Source organism: Carnobacterium sp. (assembly GCF_040274945.1).
In the GTDB taxonomy this organism is placed as follows: domain Bacteria; phylum Bacillota; class Bacilli; order Lactobacillales; family Carnobacteriaceae; genus Carnobacterium_B.
Genome location: NZ_JBEMAR010000012.1, coordinates 47,315 through 69,583 on the forward strand (window position 1 = coordinate 47,315; position 22,269 = coordinate 69,583).

At 36.6% G+C, this 22,269-nt stretch carries 23 protein-coding genes; 7 read left to right on the forward strand and 16 right to left on the reverse strand.

The features are described 5' to 3' along the window. Positions 1 to 14 precede the first annotated feature (14 nt). A complete protein-coding gene (mgsA, locus tag ABS916_RS12065; RefSeq protein WP_035021260.1) occupies positions 15 to 443 on the reverse strand; it encodes a methylglyoxal synthase in 429 nt (142 codons plus the stop codon). 169 nt (positions 444 to 612) lie between these two features. On the opposite strand from mgsA, the gene ABS916_RS12070 reads away from it, so the two are divergent. The 4 genes from ABS916_RS12070 to ABS916_RS12085 all read left to right on the forward strand — a co-directional run bounded on the left by ABS916_RS12070 (position 613) and on the right by ABS916_RS12085 (position 6,591). Continuing rightward, a complete protein-coding gene (locus ABS916_RS12070) occupies positions 613 to 1,131 on the forward strand; it encodes a type 1 glutamine amidotransferase domain-containing protein (RefSeq protein ID WP_350452137.1) in 519 nt (172 codons plus the stop codon). Between the two features lie 530 nt (positions 1,132 to 1,661). After that, the gene (locus ABS916_RS12075) at positions 1,662 to 4,304 is read left to right on the forward strand and encodes a cation-translocating P-type ATPase (protein WP_350452138.1); all 2,643 of its coding nucleotides are present in this window, start codon (positions 1,662 to 1,664) and stop codon (positions 4,302 to 4,304) included. A gap of 202 nt (positions 4,305 to 4,506) precedes the next feature. After that, positions 4,507 to 5,328: a glutamate 5-kinase gene (gene proB, locus ABS916_RS12080; protein ID WP_350452139.1), complete on the forward strand. Its 822-nt coding sequence runs from the start codon at positions 4,507 to 4,509 to the stop codon at positions 5,326 to 5,328. An 18-nt stretch (positions 5,329 to 5,346) separates the two neighbouring features. Next, on the forward strand, positions 5,347 to 6,591 hold the full coding sequence (locus ABS916_RS12085) for a glutamate-5-semialdehyde dehydrogenase (protein ID WP_350452140.1): 1,245 nt from the start codon (positions 5,347 to 5,349) through the stop codon (positions 6,589 to 6,591). 66 nt (positions 6,592 to 6,657) lie between these two features. Here ABS916_RS12085 and ABS916_RS12090 read toward each other — a convergent pair whose 3' ends face one another. Then, positions 6,658 to 7,095 carry an Lrp/AsnC family transcriptional regulator gene (locus tag ABS916_RS12090; RefSeq protein ID WP_035021249.1) on the reverse strand — a complete coding sequence of 146 codons (438 nt, stop codon included), beginning with the start codon at positions 7,093 to 7,095 and terminating at the stop codon, positions 6,658 to 6,660. 262 nt (positions 7,096 to 7,357) lie between these two features. On the opposite strand from ABS916_RS12090, the gene ABS916_RS12095 reads away from it, so the two are divergent. Both ABS916_RS12095 and ABS916_RS12100 read left to right on the forward strand, forming a co-directional pair. Continuing rightward, the gene (locus tag ABS916_RS12095) at positions 7,358 to 8,779 is read left to right on the forward strand and encodes an aspartate ammonia-lyase (RefSeq protein WP_350452141.1); all 1,422 of its coding nucleotides are present in this window, start codon (positions 7,358 to 7,360) and stop codon (positions 8,777 to 8,779) included. Positions 8,780 to 9,062: 283 nt separating this feature from the next. Further along, complete coding sequence (locus tag ABS916_RS12100; RefSeq protein WP_350452142.1) at positions 9,063 to 10,211, forward strand: NAD(P)/FAD-dependent oxidoreductase; 1,149 nt, start codon at positions 9,063 to 9,065, stop codon at positions 10,209 to 10,211. A 27-nt stretch (positions 10,212 to 10,238) separates the two neighbouring features. On the opposite strand, the gene ABS916_RS12105 is transcribed toward ABS916_RS12100, so the two are convergent. Further along, positions 10,239 to 11,084 (reverse strand): hypothetical protein, encoded by an 846-nt coding sequence (locus tag ABS916_RS12105; protein WP_350452143.1) that lies wholly within the window; start codon positions 11,082 to 11,084, stop codon positions 10,239 to 10,241. A 238-nt stretch (positions 11,085 to 11,322) separates the two neighbouring features. On the opposite strand from ABS916_RS12105, the gene mscL reads away from it, so the two are divergent. Continuing rightward, positions 11,323 to 11,730, forward strand: coding sequence for a large conductance mechanosensitive channel protein MscL (mscL, locus tag ABS916_RS12110; protein ID WP_350452144.1), 408 nt, complete (start codon positions 11,323 to 11,325; stop codon positions 11,728 to 11,730). Positions 11,731 to 11,845: 115 nt separating this feature from the next. Here mscL and rsmI read toward each other — a convergent pair whose 3' ends face one another. The 13 genes from rsmI to dnaX form a co-directional block, all read right to left on the reverse strand. After that, positions 11,846 to 12,724, reverse strand: a complete 879-nt coding sequence (rsmI, locus tag ABS916_RS12115; RefSeq protein WP_350452145.1) for a 16S rRNA (cytidine(1402)-2'-O)-methyltransferase — start codon at positions 12,722 to 12,724, stop codon at positions 11,846 to 11,848. Then, positions 12,702 to 13,058, reverse strand: coding sequence for a GIY-YIG nuclease family protein (locus ABS916_RS12120; protein ID WP_350452146.1), 357 nt, complete (start codon positions 13,056 to 13,058; stop codon positions 12,702 to 12,704). The genes rsmI and ABS916_RS12120 overlap by 23 nt, the downstream gene beginning before the upstream one ends. Further along, positions 13,045 to 13,821 carry a tRNA1(Val) (adenine(37)-N6)-methyltransferase gene (locus tag ABS916_RS12125; RefSeq protein WP_502880608.1) on the reverse strand — a complete coding sequence of 259 codons (777 nt, stop codon included), beginning with the start codon at positions 13,819 to 13,821 and terminating at the stop codon, positions 13,045 to 13,047. Before ABS916_RS12125 ends, ABS916_RS12120 begins: the two co-directional genes overlap by 14 nt. A gap of 66 nt (positions 13,822 to 13,887) precedes the next feature. Then, on the reverse strand, positions 13,888 to 14,874 hold the full coding sequence (locus ABS916_RS12130) for an NAD(P)H-quinone oxidoreductase (protein ID WP_350452148.1): 987 nt from the start codon (positions 14,872 to 14,874) through the stop codon (positions 13,888 to 13,890). Between the two features lie 187 nt (positions 14,875 to 15,061). After that, positions 15,062 to 15,406, reverse strand: coding sequence for an initiation-control protein YabA (locus ABS916_RS12135; RefSeq protein WP_035021230.1), 345 nt, complete (start codon positions 15,404 to 15,406; stop codon positions 15,062 to 15,064). Between the two features lie 53 nt (positions 15,407 to 15,459). Beyond that, on the reverse strand, positions 15,460 to 16,446 hold the full coding sequence (gene holB, locus ABS916_RS12140; RefSeq protein WP_350452149.1) for a DNA polymerase III subunit delta': 987 nt from the start codon (positions 16,444 to 16,446) through the stop codon (positions 15,460 to 15,462). Positions 16,447 to 16,458: 12 nt separating this feature from the next. Continuing rightward, positions 16,459 to 16,788: a cyclic di-AMP receptor DarA gene (gene darA, locus ABS916_RS12145; protein ID WP_035024045.1), complete on the reverse strand. Its 330-nt coding sequence runs from the start codon at positions 16,786 to 16,788 to the stop codon at positions 16,459 to 16,461. 20 nt (positions 16,789 to 16,808) lie between these two features. Continuing rightward, positions 16,809 to 17,444: a dTMP kinase gene (gene tmk, locus ABS916_RS12150; RefSeq protein ID WP_350452150.1), complete on the reverse strand. Its 636-nt coding sequence runs from the start codon at positions 17,442 to 17,444 to the stop codon at positions 16,809 to 16,811. Positions 17,445 to 17,547: 103 nt separating this feature from the next. Then, a complete protein-coding gene (locus tag ABS916_RS12155; RefSeq protein ID WP_350452151.1) occupies positions 17,548 to 18,972 on the reverse strand; it encodes an aminotransferase class I/II-fold pyridoxal phosphate-dependent enzyme in 1,425 nt (474 codons plus the stop codon). A 22-nt stretch (positions 18,973 to 18,994) separates the two neighbouring features. After that, on the reverse strand, positions 18,995 to 19,234 hold the full coding sequence (locus ABS916_RS12160) for a YaaL family protein (protein WP_350452152.1): 240 nt from the start codon (positions 19,232 to 19,234) through the stop codon (positions 18,995 to 18,997). Positions 19,235 to 19,260: 26 nt separating this feature from the next. Continuing rightward, on the reverse strand, positions 19,261 to 19,857 hold the full coding sequence (recR, locus tag ABS916_RS12165) for a recombination mediator RecR (protein ID WP_013709925.1): 597 nt from the start codon (positions 19,855 to 19,857) through the stop codon (positions 19,261 to 19,263). Between the two features lie 101 nt (positions 19,858 to 19,958). Continuing rightward, on the reverse strand, positions 19,959 to 20,270 hold the full coding sequence (locus ABS916_RS12170) for a YbaB/EbfC family nucleoid-associated protein (protein WP_350452153.1): 312 nt from the start codon (positions 20,268 to 20,270) through the stop codon (positions 19,959 to 19,961). Between the two features lie 28 nt (positions 20,271 to 20,298). Then, positions 20,299 to 22,116, reverse strand: a complete 1,818-nt coding sequence (gene dnaX / locus ABS916_RS12175; RefSeq protein WP_350452154.1) for a DNA polymerase III subunit gamma/tau — start codon at positions 22,114 to 22,116, stop codon at positions 20,299 to 20,301. Between the last annotated feature and the right edge of the window lie 153 nt (positions 22,117 to 22,269).

Consider the following 22,269-nt stretch of genomic DNA (forward strand, 5'->3'; position numbering starts at 1 on the left):
CCAGCTCCATCTTTTTATTCATATTCTTCTAGCTCTTTTAATTGGGCTTCCCGTTGTACTTTGCGCCATTCCATAAAGCCATTTCCTAAGCCTCGTAATAAAATTTCACTTGTTCCGAGGTTTGTTGCTAAAGGTATCTCATAGACATCACATAACCTAAGCAATGCTGAAATATCTGGTTCATGCGGTTGTGCCGTTAACGGATCTCTCAAAAATATAACTAAATCAATTTTATTGTCCGATACATATGCCCCGATTTGTTGGTCTCCACCAAGTGGGCCTGATTTAAAGCGATGAACATCTAAACCAGTTGCTTCAATAATCCGCTGTCCAGTAGTTCCTGTCGCAAATATTTGGTGATCCTTGATAATTTCTCGATAAGCTGTAGTTAATTTTACCATTTCGTCTTTTTTCTTATCATGAGCAATAAATGCAATATTCATCTCTTTCCAACTCCATTCCACCTTTTATTATTTAATGATAACATGTACTTGATAAAAAAGATAAGACTATGTTAGCGATTACTTTATGTAGAAAAGCCTATTACTTGAAGACACTTTTCATCTGCGTTACACTTATTGTAGTTAAATTTTAAGGAAAGAGGGATTATACATGGGAAAGAAAATTGCAACAGTTGTGACCAATTTATTTGAAGATGTCGAATTCACTTCTCCAAAAGAGGCTTTAACAAATGCCGGTCATCAAGTGATCACTATCGAGAAAAAAGCAGGAAATACCGTTACCGGTAAAAAAGGAGAAACCACCATTACCATTGATAAAGGTATTGAAGATGTTTCACCCGAAGAGTTCGATGCACTATTGATTCCCGGTGGTTTTTCACCAGATCAATTAAGATCAGATGATCGATTTTTAGCCTTTACCAAAGCATTCGCTGATGCTAAAAAACCTATTTTTTCAATTTGCCACGGTCCACAACTTCTTATTAATGCTGAAGTTGTTAAAGGCAAAAAAATGACGGCTGTTAAACAAGTGGGCGTCGACTTAAAAAATGCAGGTGCATTATTTGAGGACAGCGAAGTTGTAGAAGACGAAAGCGGCATTATCTCCAGCCGTACACCAAAAGATCTTCCCGCTTTTAATAAAGCAATCGTGAATGCTTTAGCGGATTAAGGATTAAATAAGTAATTTTTAATTTAATTCCATTAAATTTTTTACTTGTTTATCATAGGATATTTAGTTGGTTATGATAAATTATAGATGTTGTTAAAATAAACTGAATTTATTTTCACTCTCTTTTCTCCCCCTATTGAAAAGAGTCTTATCCCCTAGCTATCTCTTAATTGAGATAGCTTTTTTATTTTTACCATTACCTTAAGAGATATATAAAACTTTCATCACATTTTCTTCATAACTTATCGATATAGTTTACTTATACCAATAACAACCAACTTTTTTATATTGCCTTTTCTCCTCCAAAGTAAATGGCAATGACTCCTCTACCACCCTTTTTATACGGGTGGTTTTTTTTGCCTAAATTAATATTGCCCTGCTAATTTTTTAATATTACTTGCTTTTTTTCAAGCTCCTAACTTGACAAAAACAAAAAAATATTGGTATACTTATACAAACAAACAAGTGGTTGCTTGTCTAACTTACTTGTTACATCCATTTTGTTAAAAATACTTATTAGGAGGAATGTTATGGATTTTAGAACAAAAAAATTAGATTCCATTATATCACAGTTCAACAGTAACGCAGAAACAGGGTTATCCCCGAAGGAAGTAGAAGAACACAAAAAACAATTTGGTGCCAACCAATTTGATGAAGAGGAAAGTGTTTCTTTATTTTCAAAGATTCTTGATCAATTAAAAGATGTCACCGTTATTATCTTGATCCTTGCCGGAATTATCTCCACGTATATTGCCATCACTGAACACCCCGACGATTTCTCAGAACCTATTGTAATCTTCTCTATTATTGTCATCAATGTTGTTATTGCTCTTAGGCAGGAAGGAAAAGCTGAAAAAGCTTTGGCTTCACTGCAGAGTCTATCTGCTCCACAAGCACGCGTTATAAGAGATGGTCAAGAAGACGTTATTGACGCTGCCGAGTTAGTACCAGGAGACATTATACTTTTAGAAGCAGGTGATCAAATCCCTGCAGATGCTCGTTTAATTTCTAGTGGAGATTTACAAGTCGAAGAGTCTGCATTAACTGGTGAAAGTGTGCCTGTCGAAAAAGATGAAAATGCAGAAATTGAAGAAGACAGCCCTGTTGGTGATGTATTTAATACTGTTTTTTCTGGAACCTTGGTTACCAATGGACGAGCAAAAGCTATTGTTGTAACAACTGGTATGGACACAGAAATGGGTTCTGTTGCAAACTTATTGAACAGTACCAAACAAGGAAAAACACCTTTACAATCTAGAATGGATAGTTTAGGAAAACAAGTAAGTGTCATAGCTTTAATTGCTGGGGTTATTATTTTCATTTTAAGCTTCCTTCAAGGAGAAGCCTTTATCCTTAGCTTAATGACTGCTGTATCACTTGCTGTTGCAGCCGTTCCTGAAACCTTACCTGTTATCGTCACTATTTCATTAGCTAATGGTGTGAAAAATATGGTAGATCGCAATGCGATCATCCGAACCATCCCTTCCGTTGAAACTTTAGGTAGTGCTTCTGTTATTGCTTCAGATAAAACAGGAACATTAACTCAAAATCAAATGACCATTCAAAAGCTTTGGGCTTTTCCTCATGAACCAATAAATGTAAAAAATGAGTTTGGCGATGATGAAAAATGGGTTCTTAAGATGATGAGCCTAGCCTCAAATGCGACTATTGAAGATCGTGATGGCGAGGAAGTTATTAGTGGAGATCCTACCGAAACAGCGATTATCCGTTTGCTACAGAAAAAAGGACTACAAAAAGATGATTTAGATGCGTCTTATCCACGTGTACATGAGATTCCTTTTGATTCTAGTCGTAAGTTGATGACGACCGTTCATGAGATAGATGGTCACTACATTTCCATTACTAAGGGAGCTTTTGATCGTTTACCCGTTGAATTTTCGTCTATTACAGATGAAGTAGGTCAAAATGCACGAGATATCCATGATTCATTTGCTAATGATGCTTTACGTGTTATCGCTGTTGGATATAAAACATACGATACACTTCCAGAAGATTTAAGTCCCGAAGAACTTGAAGATGGGATTACATTTGCTGGGATTGTTGGAATGATTGACCCTCCAAGAGAAGAAAGTATCCAAGCCGTTAAAGAAGCCAAGTCAGCCGGTATTAAAACGATTATGATTACTGGTGACCATGCTGCTACAGCTTCTGCTATCGCTAAACAAATCGGTATTTTTGAAGAAGGCGATAAAGCCATCACAGGTGCTGAATTAGGTAAACTTTCAGATGAAAAACTAAAAGAAACCATTCGTGATTATTCCGTTTATGCACGTGTTTCTCCTGAAGACAAGATTCGAATCGTTAAAGCTTGGCAATCACATGGAGACGTTGTGGCCATGACTGGAGATGGTGTCAATGATGCACCCGCCTTAAAAGCGGCTGATGTTGGTACTGCCATGGGAATTACCGGTACTGAGGTTGCTAAAAGTGCTTCTGACATGATCTTAACCGATGACAAATTTGATACTATTGTCCATGCTGTTGAAGAAGGTAGACGTGTTTATGAGAATATCAAAAAAACCGTTTATTTCCTATTATCATGTAACATTTCAGAGATTTTCATTATGTTAATTGCTGTCATTATGGGCTGGGGCTTACCAGTTATTGCGATTCAACTACTATTTGTTAATGTAGTAGCAGATGGAATTCCTGGTTTTGCATTAAGCAAAGAAAAAGCTGATCCGACTATTATGGCTAATGAACCAACAGCTAAAGGTGAAAGTATCTTCGCTAAGGGCGGCTATCGGAATATTGCAATTGCAGCTTTAACGTTCACAATTACGACTCTTATTGGTTTCTACGTGGGTTCATTTATTGATATCGATTCTACGATCACCGCAAGTCATGACGTTGGTCAAACAATGGCTTTCTTAATTCTTGGTTGGTCTTCTGTACTGCACATTTTCAATGCACGTAGTAAAGAATCTATTTTCAAAGTTGGGATCACATCCAACATGAACTTGTTCTGGTTAGCAATGCTCTCAATTGCATTGATTACTCTAGTGGCTACTGTACCATTCTTAGCTGGTATTTTTAACTTAGTTGCTATAAGTATGACGCATTGGTTGATCGCTATTGGACTATCACTTACTATTCTTATAGTAGTTGAACTACAAAAATTCATTATGCGTAAAATGAATAAAACGTTTTAAGTTTTCGGAAAGAAACTAAATAAGAAAAGGTCCTAGGCATCTGCCAGGGTCTTTTTTTCTTTTACCTCTTTAATCTAAAGCCAGAAAAAATAGTTTTTTCCCTTAGAAACTGGTAGAATAAATGGAATAGAATGTCTTACTGTTTAATGACCAAATTCATTAAACTAAACCAAACTTTTTAGGGTTATCAAGTATAGAATGGATGAAAAAAATGACGACTACTTCTCGACAATTATTATCTTCATGTAAACGAATCGTTGTAAAAGTTGGAACCAGCACGATCATGTACCCTAATGGTACTATTAATTTACAACGTCTAGAAAAATTAGCTTTTGTCTTATCTGATTTAAAAAACCAAGGTAAAGAAGTAATTCTAGTATCTTCTGGAGCTGTGGGAGTAGGCATCTCTCGTCTGCATCTTAGTGAGCGACCAAGAACGATTCCCGAACAACAAGCTGTAGCTTCTGTAGGCCAAACCGAATTGATGAATTTATACAGTAAATTCTTTTACGGATATGGACAAATCATCGGACAAGTTTTAATGACCCGTGATATTGTAGAGTTTCCAACTAGCCGTCTAAACGCAATTAACACTTTTGAACAATTGCTTGTAAAAGGTATTATTCCAATCGTAAATGAAAATGATACTGTTGCAGTTGATGAATTGGATCACTTAACTAAATTCGGTGATAACGATCGTCTATCCGCTATTGTTGCAGAAATTACGGACGCTGATTTGCTGATTATGTTATCAGATATTGATGGGTTTTATAATAAAAATCCAAACGATGAGCCTGACGCTGTTCTCTTTCACGAAATTCACACCATTACGGATGACTTATACGCTCTTGCGGGTGGAAAAGGATCTAGCTATGGAACTGGCGGAATGTCTACCAAGTTGATTGCTGCTAATCATATTTTAAAAAATACCAGTCAAATGGTATTGGCTAACGGTGAAGACCCTACGATTATTTTTGATATTATTGAAGGCAAACAAATAGGAACCTTATTCTCAGCTGACTAAATTAGAAGGAGTGTTTTTATGGAAACATTGATCCAATTAGGTGAAAAAGCAAAGAAAGCGGCACGCTCGCTTGCAAGAGCTACTTCACCTGAAAAAAATGAAGCATTAAAATTAATGAGCCAAGCTTTGATTGCTCACACAGACACTATTCTTACAGCAAATAAGATAGATTTAACAGCTGCTAAAGAAAACGGAATATCAGAAAATATGATGGATCGTTTAATCTTAACTAAGGAACGCATCGAAGCTATGGCTGATGGAATCCTTAAAATAGCCGACTTACCCGATCCAATTGGAAAAGTTGATGGAATGTGGAAAAACGAAGCTGGATTGACGATTGGAAAACAACGTGTTCCATTAGGAGTCATTGGAATCATTTATGAATCTCGTCCAAATGTAACGACCGACGCAGGATCATTGTGTTTCAAGGCCGGTAACGCGGTCATTTTACGGGGCGGTAAGGAAGCCATTCATTCAAATAAAGCGCTCGTTCGCATCTTGCAAGATGCACTTGAAACAACAGTCTTTCCTGCTACAACGATTCAATTGGTTGAAGATATCACACGCGAAAGTTCTAACGAAATGATGCGATTAAATCGTTATTTGGATGTTTTGATTCCACGTGGTGGAGCAAAATTAATTCAAGCCGTTTTAGAAACAGCTACCGTCCCTGTAATTGAGACTGGAACAGGAAATTGCCATATCTATATTGATAAAGATGCTCAATTAGCAATGGCAACTGATATTATTGTAAACGCCAAATGTTCTAGACCTTCTGTATGCAATGCTGCTGAAACCTTATTGATTCATGAAGACGTAGCGGAAAGCTTTTTGCCTGTAATTGAAAAAGCTTTAGCTCCGTGGAATGTTGAATTAAGAGCAGATGAAAAAGCCTTATCCTATTTAAAAAAAGCCATACCAGCTACTCAAGAAGACTGGGAAACAGAATTCTTAGACTTTATCTTAGCTATTAAGGTTGTTTCTTCTCTAGATGAAGCGATTGAACACATTGACCGTTACAGTACTGGCCATTCTGAAGCCATCGTGACAGATGATTATGCTTCAGGTCTTCAATTTCATCGCGAAGTTGACTCTGCTGCTGTTTACATTAATGCATCTACTCGTTTTACAGATGGTTTCGAATTTGGATTTGGTGCAGAAATTGGAATAAGCACTCAAAAATTACATGCCCGTGGGCCAATGGGTCTAAATGAACTGACTTCATCCAAATACATTATCTTTGGTGAAGGACAGATTCGATAAAACTTAGCCATAAAATAAAAAAAGATCTCACTTTCCCATAGAAAGCGAGATCTTTTTTATGTCCTTCTATTCTTTTAACTGAATCCCTCTTGGCTCTATGCTAGTTGAAAAAACAATCTGTGTATAAGTTTTTCCAAACTGCTGTAATTCACCGATAAACCCATCCAGCTCAACTGTAGATGGAAAAGCTACTTTTAAAAGCATGGAGTACTCTCCGGTTACACAATTGCATTCAAGAATATTAGGACATGCTTTTACAAATGGATAAAATGTTGGTTTTTGCTTAGGGCTCAATTCCAAATTGATGAACGCAGTAATATGATAACCTAACTTATGTAAATTTATTTGAGCTGAATAGCCTGTAATAATCCCTTCATTCTCTAAACGAGCAATCCGTGCAGAGACGGCTGGAGAGGATAAAAATGTTTCAGCAGCAATCTCTTTTAATGATGCTCGTGCATTATCTCCCAATAATTGAATAATCTGTTTATCAATACTATCCATTTTATCCCATCCTTTTCTTAAGATTTTCTTTCTATTTAGATTATACAGATTGGGGTAGACATTTCAAACATAAAAAACTTTACGCTTAATAAAACAAAGTTTAATCAGTCAAATATCGTATTATCTAATTTAAAACACACCTATACCAATCATTTGTTTTTTCTTATTCTTTGGCTATTTACTCCTCGGTTCCAGCATGGTATCTTTTAAAAATAGATTTTTACAAAAGTCTTTTACCCTACATTTGAGGAGTGTGACAGAAATGAATACACGAATAGAATTTGACTCAATCGGCAGCTTACCCATTCCAAATGAAGCTTATTACGGAGTACAATCTCTAAGAGCAAAAAATAATTTTTCCTTATCTGGTGAAATGCTGCATCCTATCCTCATAAAAAAATTAGCACTCATAAAAAAAATAGCTGCACTCACTAATTATCAAGAAAAAAACCTATCCGCTTCAATTGCAGAAGCTATCTGTAAAGCAAGTGATGAAATTATTGCGGGACACTTTCAAGATGATTTTATTGTTGATGCTATTCAAGGAGGTGCCGGAACTTCAGCAAATATGAATATGAATGAAGTTATTGCACACCGTGCCAGTGAAATTCTTGGAGGAACAAAAGAAACTTATGAACTGGTACACCCTAATGATCACGTGAACTGTTCTCAATCAACGAATGATGTTTTTCCAACAGCCGGAAAGCTAACGGTCTTAGAACTGCTGCCACAACTCATCTCAACTCTTACCTCGTTAGAAAAAACATTGGAGCGAAAAGCAACAGAATTTTCAAACGTTATCAAAATGGGAAGAACGCAATTGCAAGATGCTGTACCTACAACTTTAGGACGTTCTTTCAAAGCCTATCAATCCGCTGTTCAACGTGACATTCAACAGTTAACTATGATAACAAGTGAGATGTATACTCTTAACATTGGCGCTACAGCTATTGGAAATAGCATTAATGCCTCCGCAGGTTATTCAGCGACCATTGCAAAAAATCTTGCCCATGAACTGAAACTGCCCTTACAGCAAGCTGATGATCTATACGATGCTACTCAAAACGTTGATGGATTCGTTCGTGTTTCAGGAGTTGTAAAAACAGCCGCTATTACTCTCTCCAAGATGTGCAATGATCTTCGTTTATTGTCTAGTGGCCCAAAAACTGGTTTCGGAGAAATCAATTTACCCGCGATGCAAAATGGATCTTCAATCATGCCTGGAAAAGTTAATCCAGTTATTCCAGAAGTCGTCTCTCAAGTAGCTTTTCAAATTATAGGAAATGATCTTACGATTACAATGGCTGCCGAATCTGGTCAACTTGAACTAAATCCATTCGAACCTATTATTTTCCGGAATCTTTTTAGTTCTATAGAATTACTGACAAATGCTGTGATGACCTTAACGGATAACTGCATTATTGGCATTACTGTCAATGAAGAACACTGTCGGAATCAAGTTGAACAAAGCCCCGGAATCGTTACCGCTCTTTGTCCTTTGATCGGTTATCAAAAAGCAAGTGAACTAGCAAAAGAATCCTTGCAAACTGGACGTTCCATTCGCCATATTCTTCTTGAAAAGAATTGGTTGCCCACAGAAAAAGTTAATGAACTTCTTGATTTAGAAAAATTAGCTAAAGGTATTGTTTCGTCAAACCACACATCTGTTTCTGTGTTAGCATAAGTACTTTGACAGATGTGTAAGAATTGACTACTTTTTCATAGTAAACGATAAGTTTTTTCATTCTTTTAGTAAATCTCATGTATAAAAATCATTATTTGTTTTATACTTATCCATGTTACGATTCTTTTTATTGGTCTTGGACAATTGATCCTAGAGTAATATAAAGAATTTTTTTATGCACATACCTAAAGTAATATTGTGATAAAAGGTAGTTCATGGAACACTAGCGCTTTGTTATTTACGAATAAATACATGTAGTTGTAGATGAAAAGGATGAGGATCAATGACACAACGTAAACGAATTGCAATTATTGGCGGTGGTATCGTAGGAGCGACCGCTGCATTTTACCTTAGTCAAAAAAATTATGAATTAGCTCTTTATGATGATGGTGTAGGACAAGCCACTTCTGCTGCTGCTGGAATCATATGCCCTTGGCTATCTCAACGACGCAATAAAGAATGGTACCAATTAGCTTCAAAAGGCGCCGCTTTTTATCCACAACTTATGGATGATTTGGACGAATCGCTTACTCATTCCGATATCTATCAACAAGTAGGTGCTTTAGTCTTTAAAAAAAATCTTGGTTTATTAAAAAAGTTAGAAAAAACAGCGCTCAAACGTTTAGAAACTGCTCCGGAGATTGGGGAATTGGCTCTTCTATCTCCAAAGGAAATCAAAGCTAAGTTCCCATTATATGACTCTGAAGAATCTGCTTTATTTGCTTCAGGTGGTGTGCGAGTAGATGGCTCTTTATTGACAGAAAGACTGATCGATCAAGCTAAATCTAATGGTCTTCGCTATTATTCAGAAAAAGTCACTCTCTCTTCTCCAAACTCAAATGAGTATGTTATCCATACGAATATCCATGCTAAAACGTATGATACAGTTGTTTTAGCAGTTGGTGCCTGGTTACCCGAATTATTGGCCCCACTTGGTTTAGACGTTGATATTCGCCCACAAAAAGGACAATTAGTTCAACTTCACTTACAAGAAGAGATGTCAAACTGGCCTGTTATCATGCCTGATGGTGAAAAAGATATCATACCTTTCGCAAATGGAAAAATCATTGTAGGAGCTACTCATGAAAATGATGGCGGATATGATTTAACACCTACTAAAGAAAAGTTAGAGGTCATGCTAGAAGAAGCGATAGAACTCGCTCCTGGATTAAAGAATGCCACCATTACAGGAATCCGCGTAGGGACAAGAGCATACACATCTGACTTCGCACCTTTTTTTGGCGTTATTCCAGAGTACCCTAACCTTTTTACAGCTAGTGGTTTAGGATCTTCAGGGTTAACTTCTGGACCTTTGATCGGGTACATGTTAAGCCAGCTTATCTCAGGTGAAGCTACTGACTTACCACTCTCTAATTATCCAGTTGATCAATACATTAAAGAAATGAACAATAAAAATAAGGACTTGAGATAAGTATCTCAAATCCTTATTTTTTCGTATTTAAATAGTAGAATCTGTTCCAGTGAAGACAGAATATTCACCTGTTAATGGATCCATTTTTTTCAACTCTTTTGTTGCTAGATCGTATTCGAACATGCCCACCATATTTGAGATCCCTACTCCATCTACCTCATGTGAATGACGAATTTCAATTGTATAAATTTGTTCAGATGTTTTCGTTGCATAAAACTGGTTATCTTCTGGCGATATCCCAGTAATTGAAACGACTTCATTTAACACTGCATTCAGTTCTTCTTCAGGTGTCGGTGTTGCTTCAGTTGTTTCTTGACTAGCCTTATCTGCTGCTTCCTTTGCTGCTGCGTCTTTTTCTGTTAACCAACTACCGATTTCATCATCTGAAGCAGTTTTGATATCTTTACCTGTAGCTGTTGAAAATTCTTCAGCAGCTAAATCAGAAGTTCGTTCTGTTTTATAAGTAGAATTTTCAATAAGCGCTGTAGCTTCATCTGCTTTAGCTTTTTGGGCTTGAGCAAGCGTTATGTCTTCTTTTAAACTTGTAGCTTTTGTTTCGATATCATTGTACTCAGACAAGTCATTTTGTAGCAATAGGCCAATTGTCCCGGCAGCTTCATCATATTTTTCAGCATCATACTGAGCTAATCCATCTGTGTACATTTTATTATAGGTTTCTTGTAACGAAACTTCTTCTGTTGATGAATCTGTTGCTTGTGAGGATGATGACTCGGATACAGTTGATTCCGATACAACAGACTCTGATTGTGTTGCTTCAGAAGTTGCTCCTTCATTTTCATTATTTGTTCCACAAGCACTTAATGCCACCATACTTAAAGAGATGATTAATAGACGACTCCAATTTTTTTTCATGTCTTTTCCTCCTTGTAAAACTATTTCTTACCATTATTATACCCTATTTCATCTAACTCCTCATTCATTTCAAATAATTTAGTGAAAGTTTATCGTTTAAGCGTTATTTCATTTGATATTATGAAGTGTTTCGCATGACAGTAGACAATAAAACAGACATTCTGTTATAGTTAAATGAATGAACAGAATGTTTGAATTCAAAAAAATGTTTATTTTATCCTTATATGGAGGTGAAAACATGAAAAAATTTATGGACGAATTTAAAGCATTTGCTTTCAAAGGAAATGTTCTTGATTTAGCCGTCGGTGTTGTTATCGGTTCTGCCTTTACAGCCATTGTTACTGCTCTTGTCAATTTTATTATTATGCCTTTTGTGGGGATTTTAACCGGTGGAACGGATATCCAAAATCTATCCATCGAAGTTGGTGGTGCTAAGTTAGAATATGGTGCTTTCTTGCAAGCAGTTGTGGATTTCATTCTAATTGCACTTGTTATTTTTATCTTTATTAAACTCATTAATAATGCTGCAAATAAATTTAAAAAAGCCGAAGAAGTTGTTGATGAAGTTGAAATTCCGGTAGCGGAACAATACCTTAAAGAAATTCGCGATTTATTGGCAGAAGATAAAAAAAATCGTAACAGCTAGGTTTCAGGTAATAGCTTAGCAATTAAGCACTAATAGCATTAAAAAGCATTTGCTCTCCTCTGGAAGACTATTCCATGAAGAGAGCAAATGCTTTTTTTAAATTATTTTTTAAACTCTAAAATTCATGAAAAGCTGCATAGACTTCTTGTTTTTTTAACCCTCGTAGTTTAGCAACTTCTTTAATGGCATCTTTACTAGTAAAATCTCTGTCGTTTATCATTGCATCAACATGCTCTTTTAGTGATAAAATTTCCCAACTAGTGTCTTCTTCTGCTAAAAGAGTCCCTTCACTATTGCCTTCAATAATCAAACAAAATTCGCCTCTAATTTCATTCGACATAGACCATTCAATCGCTTCTTCAATCGTTCCTCTTATAAATTCTTCATAGCGTTTCGTTAATTCACGGCAACAAACGATACGACGATTCATTCCAAAAACGGTTGACATGTTTTTCAAAACTTCTTTTAAACGGTGTGGCGATTCATATAAGATAATCGTTTCAGGTCGATGGTTCAACTCTTCTAAAGCAACGAGTTGATCTTTTTTCTTACGCGGTAAAAAGCCAAAGAAATAAAACGGCTGAGGACTTATCCCAGAAGCAATCAATGCTGTTAGTCCAGCATTTGCTCCGGGCAAAGGAATAACTGGAATACCAGCTTGGATACAGGCTACTACTAATTCATGACCAGGATCACTAATAGAAGGCATTCCTGCATCACTTACTTGTGCAATTGTCATTCCTGTTTCTAATTTTTCAATCAGTTGATAAATTCTTTCTTGTGTATTGTGCTCATGAAAACTGATTTGAGGTGTTTTTATTTCATAGTGATTCAACAGCTTTTGTGTTGTACGCGTATCTTCAGAAGCAATCAAATCTACTTCTTTTAACAATCTTACTCCTCTAAACGTCATATCTTCCAAATTGCCAATAGGCGTAGGGATAAGGTATAAACTTCCGCCTTGAGATTGCTCAAAACTCTTTTGACTCTGCATTTTTTTCACCTTCCTTTACGTTCATTTTCTCCATATTTAATAAACAAGGATTTGTTAATTCAACTGGAAACGTAATTCCTTGATTGATCAAATAAGTGAGTTTGTTTTTTCGAGTTTGCTTTTTAAAAGCATATTCTGCTTTTGTCGCTTCACTTCTAGAATAGTACCCTTCTGCGTAAATCATTTTTACCGGTCTTCTCGTTTGTGGCTTCGTATACTTAGCCCCAATACCTTGATTGTGCTCTAATTCTCTTCTCTCAAGATCTGTCGTATACCCGCCATACAAACTTCCATCTTGACAATATAAGACATAAAAATAACTAACGGATTCCATGCAGCATCGCACTCACTTCTGGTAGATAATTGTTGTCCTCACTATATACAAATAACGGAGGTAAAACACGAAACCCTGTATCTTTCCCATCTTTTATCCCTTCGATCAGCAATGTATTGGCTTCTTTCCCAACTTTAGGGTAGACCAAACGCATCTTTTTGGGAGCAATTCGGTGTTTTTTCATCGTTTCCAAGATTTCAATTAACCGATCAGGACGATGGACAAAGTAAGCTTTACCATTCATTTTTAATAGATCGCTCGAAACTTTCATAACCTCATCTAAATTTGTATGCAACTCATGTCTGGCAATAGCTAAATGAGAATTAGGATTTTTTATACTTTTTTCTCCCACAGCAAAGTATGGCGGGTTACACGTCACTGTATCCACAGTATCTTTTTGAATCCACTTGGTTGCGTCACTTAAATCTCCATGTAGAATAGAAACTTGGTTCTCTAGTTCATTTAATTGGATCGTTCTTTTTGCCATGCTAACCAGTCTTTCTTGTATTTCAATTCCAATAATCGGACTACTTGTTTTTTGACTGAGCAACAAGCCAACAACTCCATTGCCTGCACATAAATCAACCACTTTGGCACGATTGTGCTTAGCAGGTTGAGCAAAATCTGCTAACAATACTGCATCTAATGAAAACGAAAAGACTGATGGGCTCTGGATGATGGATAAGTTATGACTGAGCAACTGATCCATCCGTTCATCACCTTGTAACCACTGATTCACTATGACACTTCCTTCAATTATCATCGTTTTGACTATATAGTATGGTGTATTCCCTAATAGGTTTTAAATAATCTTCTATTTATGACTCGTTTATTCTTCAATTTTCAAGATAATTTTTCCTGTATTTTTACTTTCTTCCATATAACGATGAGCTTTAGCTACATCCTCAAGCATAAAAGCAATATCTACAATAGGTTTGATTAATTCTTTTTCAAAATATGGCATAACTTTTCCAATGAATTCATTGGTTAACTGAGCTTTATACTCATCGCTTCTTGGTGTTAGCAACGTACCTTTTAAGGTAATCCGTTTTTGTAATAACATACCTAAATTGACATTTTCGACTATTGCTCCACCTAATACGCCAATAACAATCCAACGTCCTTCGATCTTTATGCTGTTGAAATTCTTTTCCCAGTAAGAAGCACCAATGAAGTCTAGTATCAAATCAACACCTTTTTGTTCAGTGTAGTCTAATACCACTTGATCAAACTCTTCTTCTTTATAATTGATTAGTATATCTGCGCCCAGTTCCTTACAAAATTGCAATTTCTCATCTGAACCTGCAGTAACAATGACCCGTGCTTTTGTCATTTTTTTTGCCAACTGAATAGCTGCTGTTCCTACACCACTTGCTCCCGCATGAATCAAAACGGTTTCTTCTGGTTTTAAATTTCCTAACCAATAAAGGGTTTGATAGGCAGTTAGAAAAACTTCTGGAATAGCTGCCGCTGCTTCATAGTTCATGTTATCCGGTATAATAATGGCACGATCTGAAGGCATTACTACATACTCTGCATAACCACCATGATTCACTAGTCCTGCAACGCGTGTTCCAGGAACCAGTTCTTTATGATCTACGCTATTATTTTCAACTACAACTCCTGCAACTTCCACTCCTAATATTGGGTAAGGCTTAGATAATTGCTTATTTTCACGTGTCATGATATCGGTTCTATTTATAGCACTTGCTTTAACTTTAACTAACAGCTGACCTTCTTTGGCTTCTGGAACTGGTTTTTCTTGGATCTCTAATGCTTCACTATCACCTGGTTTTTTAATGGATACAGCTTTCATTATATGCATTTCCTCCTTAGTTTTCAGCTAATTTCACTATAACATGCAACAGTTGTCTTTTCTACGAACCTTCTTTAACTACTCATCCACTAAACTAACGGCTGTATGATCAAAATCGAGGATAAACACAAAAAACTTGTAGCCATTTCATCCATACGGTTACAAGTCTTTTTTATTCAGTTCGCGATTATCTTCTTTCGCCATAAATAACATCTAAACAAAAAGCGCAAGGCTCATCATTTACTCTTCTTGAACCATAGAATACATTACACACATGAAATCCATCTTCATATAATTTTTCAAGATTTAAACGCGATTTACTCATTTCTGGTTCTACAACTTCCTCATCTGATCGTTGCAGCTTTTCAAGATCACTTAACCGGTCTCTCAAGTGTTGATTTTCAATACGAAGAGTAGCATTCTCTTCGACCAATGTTTCAACCTCTTTTTTGATTTTAGAAATTTGATGAAGAGTAGTATCCGTATCAAGTTCTATTTGAGTAAAACTATCATATAAAGTTTTTTTGTCCATCCATTTTCACCCACTCTTTGCTATGATCATCGTTTTAGTCATCTTTATACCTTTTACTTCATTAATTGTAAAACTAGCTGTTCAAAAACACCTTGAGCATTAACATTACTCTCTAGTTTTTTGCGACTGAGTAAGACTGCTTCAATAGCCTGCACAATGGCTTTACTTGAATACTGTGTTTTAATGTGATCTAATTCTTTTTGGTACCGTGCATACGCTAATACATCAACTGTACCATAATGGAGCATCAATATGTCTCGGTAGGCTAACAAAATTAAATCTACTAACCTTCGATGTGCATCGCGATCCTTAAAATGAGGCATAATTGTTGTTTGTACGTAAACAAAACTTTGATTATCTTTATTTGTAATCAGTGTAAACCACTTCCAAATTATTGTTTTAGCTTCTTGAAACCATTCGTCTTCATTCAGCTCAAGCGCTTCTTCTACACTATTGGTCAATTGCACCAACAATGAAGCCTGATTGATTGAAAGTCCTTTAGCTTCAAGTTCAGTCATCAATTTCTTTTTAGTTAAAGATTGAAAATGAACCAACTGACATCTCGATAAAATAGTTGGGAGTATCCGGTTCTTAGCAGTTGTCAATAAAAATGCTACGGCGCTACCTTCAGGTTCTTCTAAAAATTTGAGCAAACTATTCGCAGCCCCTGGAGTCATTTTTTCAACATCTTCAACAATGAAAATCTTCTGTTGACTTTCTACTCCGCTTTTTGAAAACTCCGCTTTTAAATTACGAACTTGTTCTACTTTTATAGATAAGCCATCTGGCACAATTTCTATCACATCTGGATGTTGATGATCAAAGACGCGTCGGCAGTTTTGGCAGTTTTCACAAGGGAGATTTTCAGAACCTTCTTTGCAAAGTAAACTAGCTGCTAACCACAAACTCATCTCTTTTTTACCGGTTCCTGAAACGCCTTCAAAAAGGTACGCATGAGCTAATTGCTTTTGTTGTACTGTCTTTTTGAATTGCTTAAGTAATAAAGGCTGTAGCCAAATTAATTTTTCTTCGATTTTCATCACGACCCGGATTTAAAATTGTTGAAACTGATCAACTGGTAATACAAAGACAGTAGCTCCACCGACTTGAACTTCCACTGGATAAGGCATATTTGTTTCCATAGAAACATCTAAACTGACAGGAGGAGTCATAAATTGTTCTCTAGATTGACAATTTTTACGAATAAGGTCTAACACGTCATCTACACGTTCTTCCTCAACACCTATAATAAAAGTTGTGTTTCCTGCTTTTAAAAAGCCTCCAGTTGTTGAAAGCTTGGTTGCACGTATGCCTGCATCTACAAATTCATTAGACAGACGTCCTCCGTCTTTATCTTGAACTATCGCTAATATTAATTTCATCACACATCAACCCCTCTTTTTTATACCCTTAGTTTCTCAATAATAACATGGTAACATTGTTCTACAACTGTTTCTAAATCTTGGCTTGCATCAATCTGAACAATTCTCTCAGAATGCTCTTTTGCAATCGTTAAATATGCCAATCGAACCTTTTCATGAAATTCCAGTGTCTCTTGATCCAAACGATCAAATTGGCGATTATTTTTATTTTGGTTGATCCGTTCTAAACCCTCATGAGCTTCAATATCTAAATAAAGCGTTAAGTCAGGAGAAAGATTTTCTGTTGCAAATTGGTTTATTTCAGCTACCTCAGAGGTTCCAATACCACGAGCGACTCCTTGATAAGCCAATGAACTATCTACAAAGCGATCACAAACCACTACTTTTCCGGCTTTTAAAGCTGGAATGATTTTTTCTACTAAATGCTGCCTTCTACCGGCTGCATACAACAATGCCTCTGTACGTATATCCATTTCAGTATTCGTTGGATTTAAAATAAGTTCTCGAATTTCTTCGGCGATCCGACTTCCGCCAGGTTCTCTTGTTGCAACAATCTCTTGTTGAACCGCTTGTACCAACATTGGGATCAATTTCTTTATAACGCTGGTTTTACCTGCACCATCGGGACCTTCAATTGTAATAAATGTGCCTTTCACTATTCTAAGCCCCTAACTTCTTAATTTAGCTTTATAGCTACTTTCATTATACTGTATCTATGGCTGACAGTCTAATAGCTTTTCTTTATTGTTCACCATAGAATCAGTCATTTTCAGAAAAAACAGTGAGTTCCATTTTATTTCCGAGTCCAACCACTCTCATTGACTGCTTGATAAAATGGTTCAGTTGTCTGATCTGCTCAATTGTAATTCTTTCCCCTTTTAAGACAAAGGGGATGCCTGGTGGATAGGGCGTTATATTTTGTGCAGCAATTTGCCCTTCAGCATCCGCTAGAAAAATACGCTTCATCCTACTGCTCGTTTGACTCTCATAGCTCAAGTCTAGCTCCGTATAAGAAGCTATTGGAAAGTTAATTTTTTCGTTTTTTATTTCATTCGTTTTTGGGTGTTGCGGTAGTTGTATAGAAAAAGGCTCTCTTACTTCGGTCGTTTGCTTCAATAATGGAAAAGTAAGCAACACTGTAAACTGGTCTACCTTTTCACTAAAAACACCTTGGTTTTCTAGATGTGTCGCTAGTGCTTCACCACTATGATTTTCCCAAGATATTCTTACTTTCAGCGGATCACTACTCTGAAAAATCTTCAGACCATCCTTCTCAAATTGAATTTTCCACAAATCACGATACGCTAAAGTAGCTTTCAAGTCGTTTTCATTAAAAAAGGCCAGAAAGTAGCGCGCGTATTCTAATGAGAGCATCAATGGATAAGAGGGACTGCTCGATTGAAAAACATGCAAATAATGTTCAATTTTGTGTTTTATAAGAGTGGGTACATGATGTCCAAGATGCAGATAAGCTGTTTGTGTAAGGGAAGGCAGCATCTTGTGTGCCGATTGTACCACTACATCTGCTCCTAGATCTAATGCTGATGCTGGAAATGGTTCTCCTAGTGTAAAGTGCGGTCCATGAGCTTCGTCTACTAAAACGAAGCACTTTCTTTTTCTTGCATAGGCAATTAACTCCTCAAGAGGATAAACCATTCCATCATATGTAGGATACGTAACGATCAATGCTGTTACTGATGGGTAGTGTTCAAAAGCTTCTTCCAACCTTGCTAAAGTAATTCCTAGAGGCGTTGAGTCTGTCAGTTCCGGTGTTAAAAAAATGGGACGCAATTCTGCTAATTCTAATGCATGAATAACGGATTGATGGCAATTTCGATCAACAAATACTTGATCTCCCTTAGTTGTCGACCCCATAATCATTGCTAAATTACCCACAGTCGAGCCATTGATCAAATAATAGCTTTTCTTGCTGCCATACAGTGTACCTAGCAAGTCTTGACTTTCTTTTAAAGCACCAACCGGTTCATGCAAATAATCCAATTCTGAAACTTCCGTTTGGTCAAAAGAAAGCATCGGATGAAAAGAAGTTAAGTGTTCATCCCAGTTCACACCGTTTTTATGTCCAGGTACATGGAATGAAACCTTTTCCTTCTTTTTATGTTGATTTAAAACTTCAAAGAGAGGGCGACGATGCTGTTCTTCACCGTTAGTTTTCTTATTCATCCTCGCTCCTCCTTATTTTTTTTTACTTAAAGGATTCTAAAGTAGATGTGTCACCTTTAATGTTTCTTTTTTTTGCTTCCTTGAATAAATAGAAATACTTCGCTTTAGCTAATTTGGTTTGGGCAAACAGTAAACTGTCTTTTTCAATAACGGAATGCTCAATTCTTTTAGCGTACTCCCATTTTCCTTTTGTTTCCGTCATCAATTTTAGCAAGGCTGCATCGTACTCTCTTCGTAATGCGTATTTTTTCTTAAATAGCATTTTTTTGCCTCCTTCCTAAATCCTGTCTAAAGTTCTCTACGCCCCTCCACTGCTTTCAGCAATGTGATTTCATCGGCATACTCGATGTCGCTTCCTACTGAAAGACCATGAGCCAATCGTGTTACTTTGATTCCAGCTGGTTTGATTAATCTTGATAAATACATCGCTGTGGCTTCGCCTTCAGCAGATGCGTTTGTTGCAATAATCACTTCGTTTATTTCGTCAGACTGCAATCTTTTAATTAAACTTGGTATATTGATATCTTCTGGACCGGTTCCTTCTATTGGAGAAAGAACACCATGTAACACATGGTACAATCCATGATATTCACGCATTTTTTCTAATGCCATAACATCTTTTGGATCTTCTACTACTAAAACAGTACTTCTATCACGTGATTTGTCTTGGCATATTTGACAGGGATCATCTTCAGTAATCTGGCCGCAATTGGAGCAATAATGTAAGTCTCTTTTCGCACTAATCAATGATTTAGCAAAATCAGTTACATCTTCTTCACGCATATCAATCGTAAAAAAGGCTAATCGAGCAGCTGTTTTTGCTCCAATTCCAGGTAGTTTCATATAACTGTCCATTAATTTTGATATCGGTTCTGGATATTGCATAGTCATTTCCTTTCTTAATCCTTTAGACGGACTTTATAGGATTCAAAAAACGGGACCCACAAGGAATCCCATTTTGATCATTATCTGTTTGGTTCATTAGTTTAAAGTCCGGGAATCCCTTTAGTGTATTTCCCCATAGTAGCTTGTGTTTCTACTTCTACTTTTTCTAAAGCATCATTTGTTGCCAATATAATCAAGTCTTGCAACATTTCAATGTCATCAGGATCCACGGCTTCAGGTTTAATAGAAATGTCTTTCATTTTCTTTTCTCCTGTTAACGTTACTGTGACCAAGTCTCCATTAGATGTCCCCATAAATTCTTTTGCATTTAAATCTTCTTGAGCTTTCGCCATATCTTTTTGCATTTTTTGCATTTGTTTCATCATACCTTGCATATTTCCCATTCCGCGCATTGTATTCTTCCTCTCAATTGGTTATTTTTTAATCATTTTTCACTTCAACTATTTCTTCTCCAAACAACTGCATGGCTTCCGTAACAATCGTATCCTCTTCATCAGGGTCAGGTAAAACCGACTCTAAACTGTTCAAATTTTCTTGCTCAAAATCAGAGGCCGTTTGGGTAGGCTTCTTAGTAGCAGGAGAATCGACTTTATCGGCTGGACGATTCTTCAACAACTCTTTATTTTGTTTTAAGAATTGTTCTCGAATAACAGGCCATTGTTCTGAAGGAACACAGATCATTTGTGGAGAATAGCCCACTAACCGCCTTAAATCTTCACTCACGGCTTCAAGCAATTCATTATCGTTAGTGGCCTTTTGACACAAAATATCATATTCAAATGAAACAATCAAGCCATTAGGACTCGCCGCGACTGGTGTGGAAGCTTTCATTATGGCTCTTTGAGTAACAGAAAGCATATTTAATAAATCAGGCCAAATATCAATCAACTGTGCTAAATTTTCCTTTGTAGCTTCACTCAACACTTTGTAGATAATTGTCGTATTGGTTTTAAACTGATTATTTCCAGGTTTAGCAGTCGCTTTAGCCGTTTTCTTGGCTGGTTGAGGTGTTCCGCCATTCTTAGCCAGTTCTTTCAGTTGCTTCCTCATTTGACTAAGTTCTTTTTCCATATCCACCATTTTTTGCTGCTCAATTTGACTGAGTTCATTTCCATTTGATCCTTCAACTGGGGCATTGTTTGGTGCTTTAATGTCTGTTAACTGGGTCAATTTTACAGTAGCAACCTCTAAATAGACTTCTGCATGGTTCGTAAACCGTATCTCTTGTTGAGTATCATTCAAAAGCTCAATCACTTTATACAGCTGTTGGGCTGTAATCGTTTGACTAAGGCTTTTAAATCCTTCATCAACATTTGCACCTTCCAGTAAATCCGTCATCTGAGGAGCTTGTTGGTAAACCAATAAATCTCGACTAAATAGAATCAAATCCTCTACAAAACGACTGGCGTCTTTTCCCTCTGCTAAGATACTTTGCAAAAGAGACAATCCTTTTTCCGTATTGTGTTGAATAATCGAATCGAAATAATCTAAAACCAATTCTTGCGTCAAACTTCCAGTCACACTCATTGCATTTTCAACGGTCACTGAATCGTCTCCATATGAGATAGCTTGATCTAGTATACTCAATGCATCTCGCATACCGCCCTCAGCAGCTCTAGCAATAACGGTTAACGCCTCTTCTTGGTACTCTATTTTTTCTTGGCCTAAGATATACGCCATGCGTTCACAACTATCTCGAACACTGATCCGTTTGAAATCAAAGCGCTGTGTTCGAGAAATAATGGTTAGTGGAATTTTATGGGGTTCTGTTGTAGCTAAAATAAAAATAACATTTTTAGGCGGTTCTTCTAATGTTTTTAATAACGCATTAAAAGCTCCCGTGGTTAACATATGGACTTCATCAATAATATAAACCTTATATTCTGCACTAGTAGGAGCATATTTAGCTTTATCCCGAATATCTCGGATTTCTTCTACTCCATTGTTACTAGCCGCATCAATCTCAATCACATCATTTAATTGACCTTGAGTAATAGACTGACACATTTCACACTCATTACAAGGTTCGCCGTCTTCTAAGTTTGGACAATTGATCGCTTTAGCAAAGATTTTTGCTGCACTCGTTTTTCCTGTTCCGCGTGGCCCAGTAAAGAGATAAGCATGACTTGTTTTCTCTTGTGCTAAAGCATTTCTTAACGTTTGTGTAATGGCTTTTTGCCCAGCAATATCTTGAAACCGTTGTGGACGCCATACTCGATAAAGTGCTTGATAACTCATGCATTTCTCCCTTTCTTGAACCGTTCATCATTACTCTTTATTATACGTTATTTGAAGGGAAATTTAAACAGCTAGACCGTGACTCTTTTTAGTTTCGTTGATCATCTGTCTATGGCATTACCTTCACCTTAAACTATAATCGCAAACAAAAAA

What these genes read in the sequence shown, in the direction of transcription:
- mgsA (WP_035021260.1), bottom strand. Translation starts at nt 443, where the DNA reads ATGAATATTGCATTTATTGCTCATGATAAGAAAAAAGACGAAATGGTA.
- ABS916_RS12070 (WP_350452137.1), top strand. Translation starts at nt 613, where the DNA reads ATGGGAAAGAAAATTGCAACAGTTGTGACCAATTTATTTGAAGATGTC.
- ABS916_RS12075 (WP_350452138.1), top strand. Translation starts at nt 1,662, where the DNA reads ATGGATTTTAGAACAAAAAAATTAGATTCCATTATATCACAGTTCAAC.
- proB (WP_350452139.1), top strand. Translation starts at nt 4,507, where the DNA reads ATGAAAAAAATGACGACTACTTCTCGACAATTATTATCTTCATGTAAA.
- ABS916_RS12085 (WP_350452140.1), top strand. Translation starts at nt 5,347, where the DNA reads ATGGAAACATTGATCCAATTAGGTGAAAAAGCAAAGAAAGCGGCACGC.
- ABS916_RS12090 (WP_035021249.1), bottom strand. Translation starts at nt 7,095, where the DNA reads ATGGATAGTATTGATAAACAGATTATTCAATTATTGGGAGATAATGCA.
- ABS916_RS12095 (WP_350452141.1), top strand. Translation starts at nt 7,358, where the DNA reads ATGAATACACGAATAGAATTTGACTCAATCGGCAGCTTACCCATTCCA.
- ABS916_RS12100 (WP_350452142.1), top strand. Translation starts at nt 9,063, where the DNA reads ATGACACAACGTAAACGAATTGCAATTATTGGCGGTGGTATCGTAGGA.
- ABS916_RS12105 (WP_350452143.1), bottom strand. Translation starts at nt 11,084, where the DNA reads ATGAAAAAAAATTGGAGTCGTCTATTAATCATCTCTTTAAGTATGGTG.
- mscL (WP_350452144.1), top strand. Translation starts at nt 11,323, where the DNA reads ATGAAAAAATTTATGGACGAATTTAAAGCATTTGCTTTCAAAGGAAAT.
- rsmI (WP_350452145.1), bottom strand. Translation starts at nt 12,724, where the DNA reads ATGCAGAGTCAAAAGAGTTTTGAGCAATCTCAAGGCGGAAGTTTATAC.
- ABS916_RS12120 (WP_350452146.1), bottom strand. Translation starts at nt 13,058, where the DNA reads ATGGAATCCGTTAGTTATTTTTATGTCTTATATTGTCAAGATGGAAGT.
- ABS916_RS12125 (WP_502880608.1), bottom strand. Translation starts at nt 13,821, where the DNA reads ATGATAATTGAAGGAAGTGTCATAGTGAATCAGTGGTTACAAGGTGAT.
- ABS916_RS12130 (WP_350452148.1), bottom strand. Translation starts at nt 14,874, where the DNA reads ATGAAAGCTGTATCCATTAAAAAACCAGGTGATAGTGAAGCATTAGAG.
- ABS916_RS12135 (WP_035021230.1), bottom strand. Translation starts at nt 15,406, where the DNA reads ATGGACAAAAAAACTTTATATGATAGTTTTACTCAAATAGAACTTGAT.
- holB (WP_350452149.1), bottom strand. Translation starts at nt 16,446, where the DNA reads ATGAAAATCGAAGAAAAATTAATTTGGCTACAGCCTTTATTACTTAAG.
- darA (WP_035024045.1), bottom strand. Translation starts at nt 16,788, where the DNA reads ATGAAATTAATATTAGCGATAGTTCAAGATAAAGACGGAGGACGTCTG.
- ABS916_RS12155 (WP_350452151.1), bottom strand. Translation starts at nt 18,972, where the DNA reads ATGAATAAGAAAACTAACGGTGAAGAACAGCATCGTCGCCCTCTCTTT.
- ABS916_RS12160 (WP_350452152.1), bottom strand. Translation starts at nt 19,234, where the DNA reads ATGCTATTTAAGAAAAAATACGCATTACGAAGAGAGTACGATGCAGCC.
- recR (WP_013709925.1), bottom strand. Translation starts at nt 19,857, where the DNA reads ATGCAATATCCAGAACCGATATCAAAATTAATGGACAGTTATATGAAA.
- ABS916_RS12170 (WP_350452153.1), bottom strand. Translation starts at nt 20,270, where the DNA reads ATGCGCGGAATGGGAAATATGCAAGGTATGATGAAACAAATGCAAAAA.
- dnaX (WP_350452154.1), bottom strand. Translation starts at nt 22,116, where the DNA reads ATGAGTTATCAAGCACTTTATCGAGTATGGCGTCCACAACGGTTTCAA.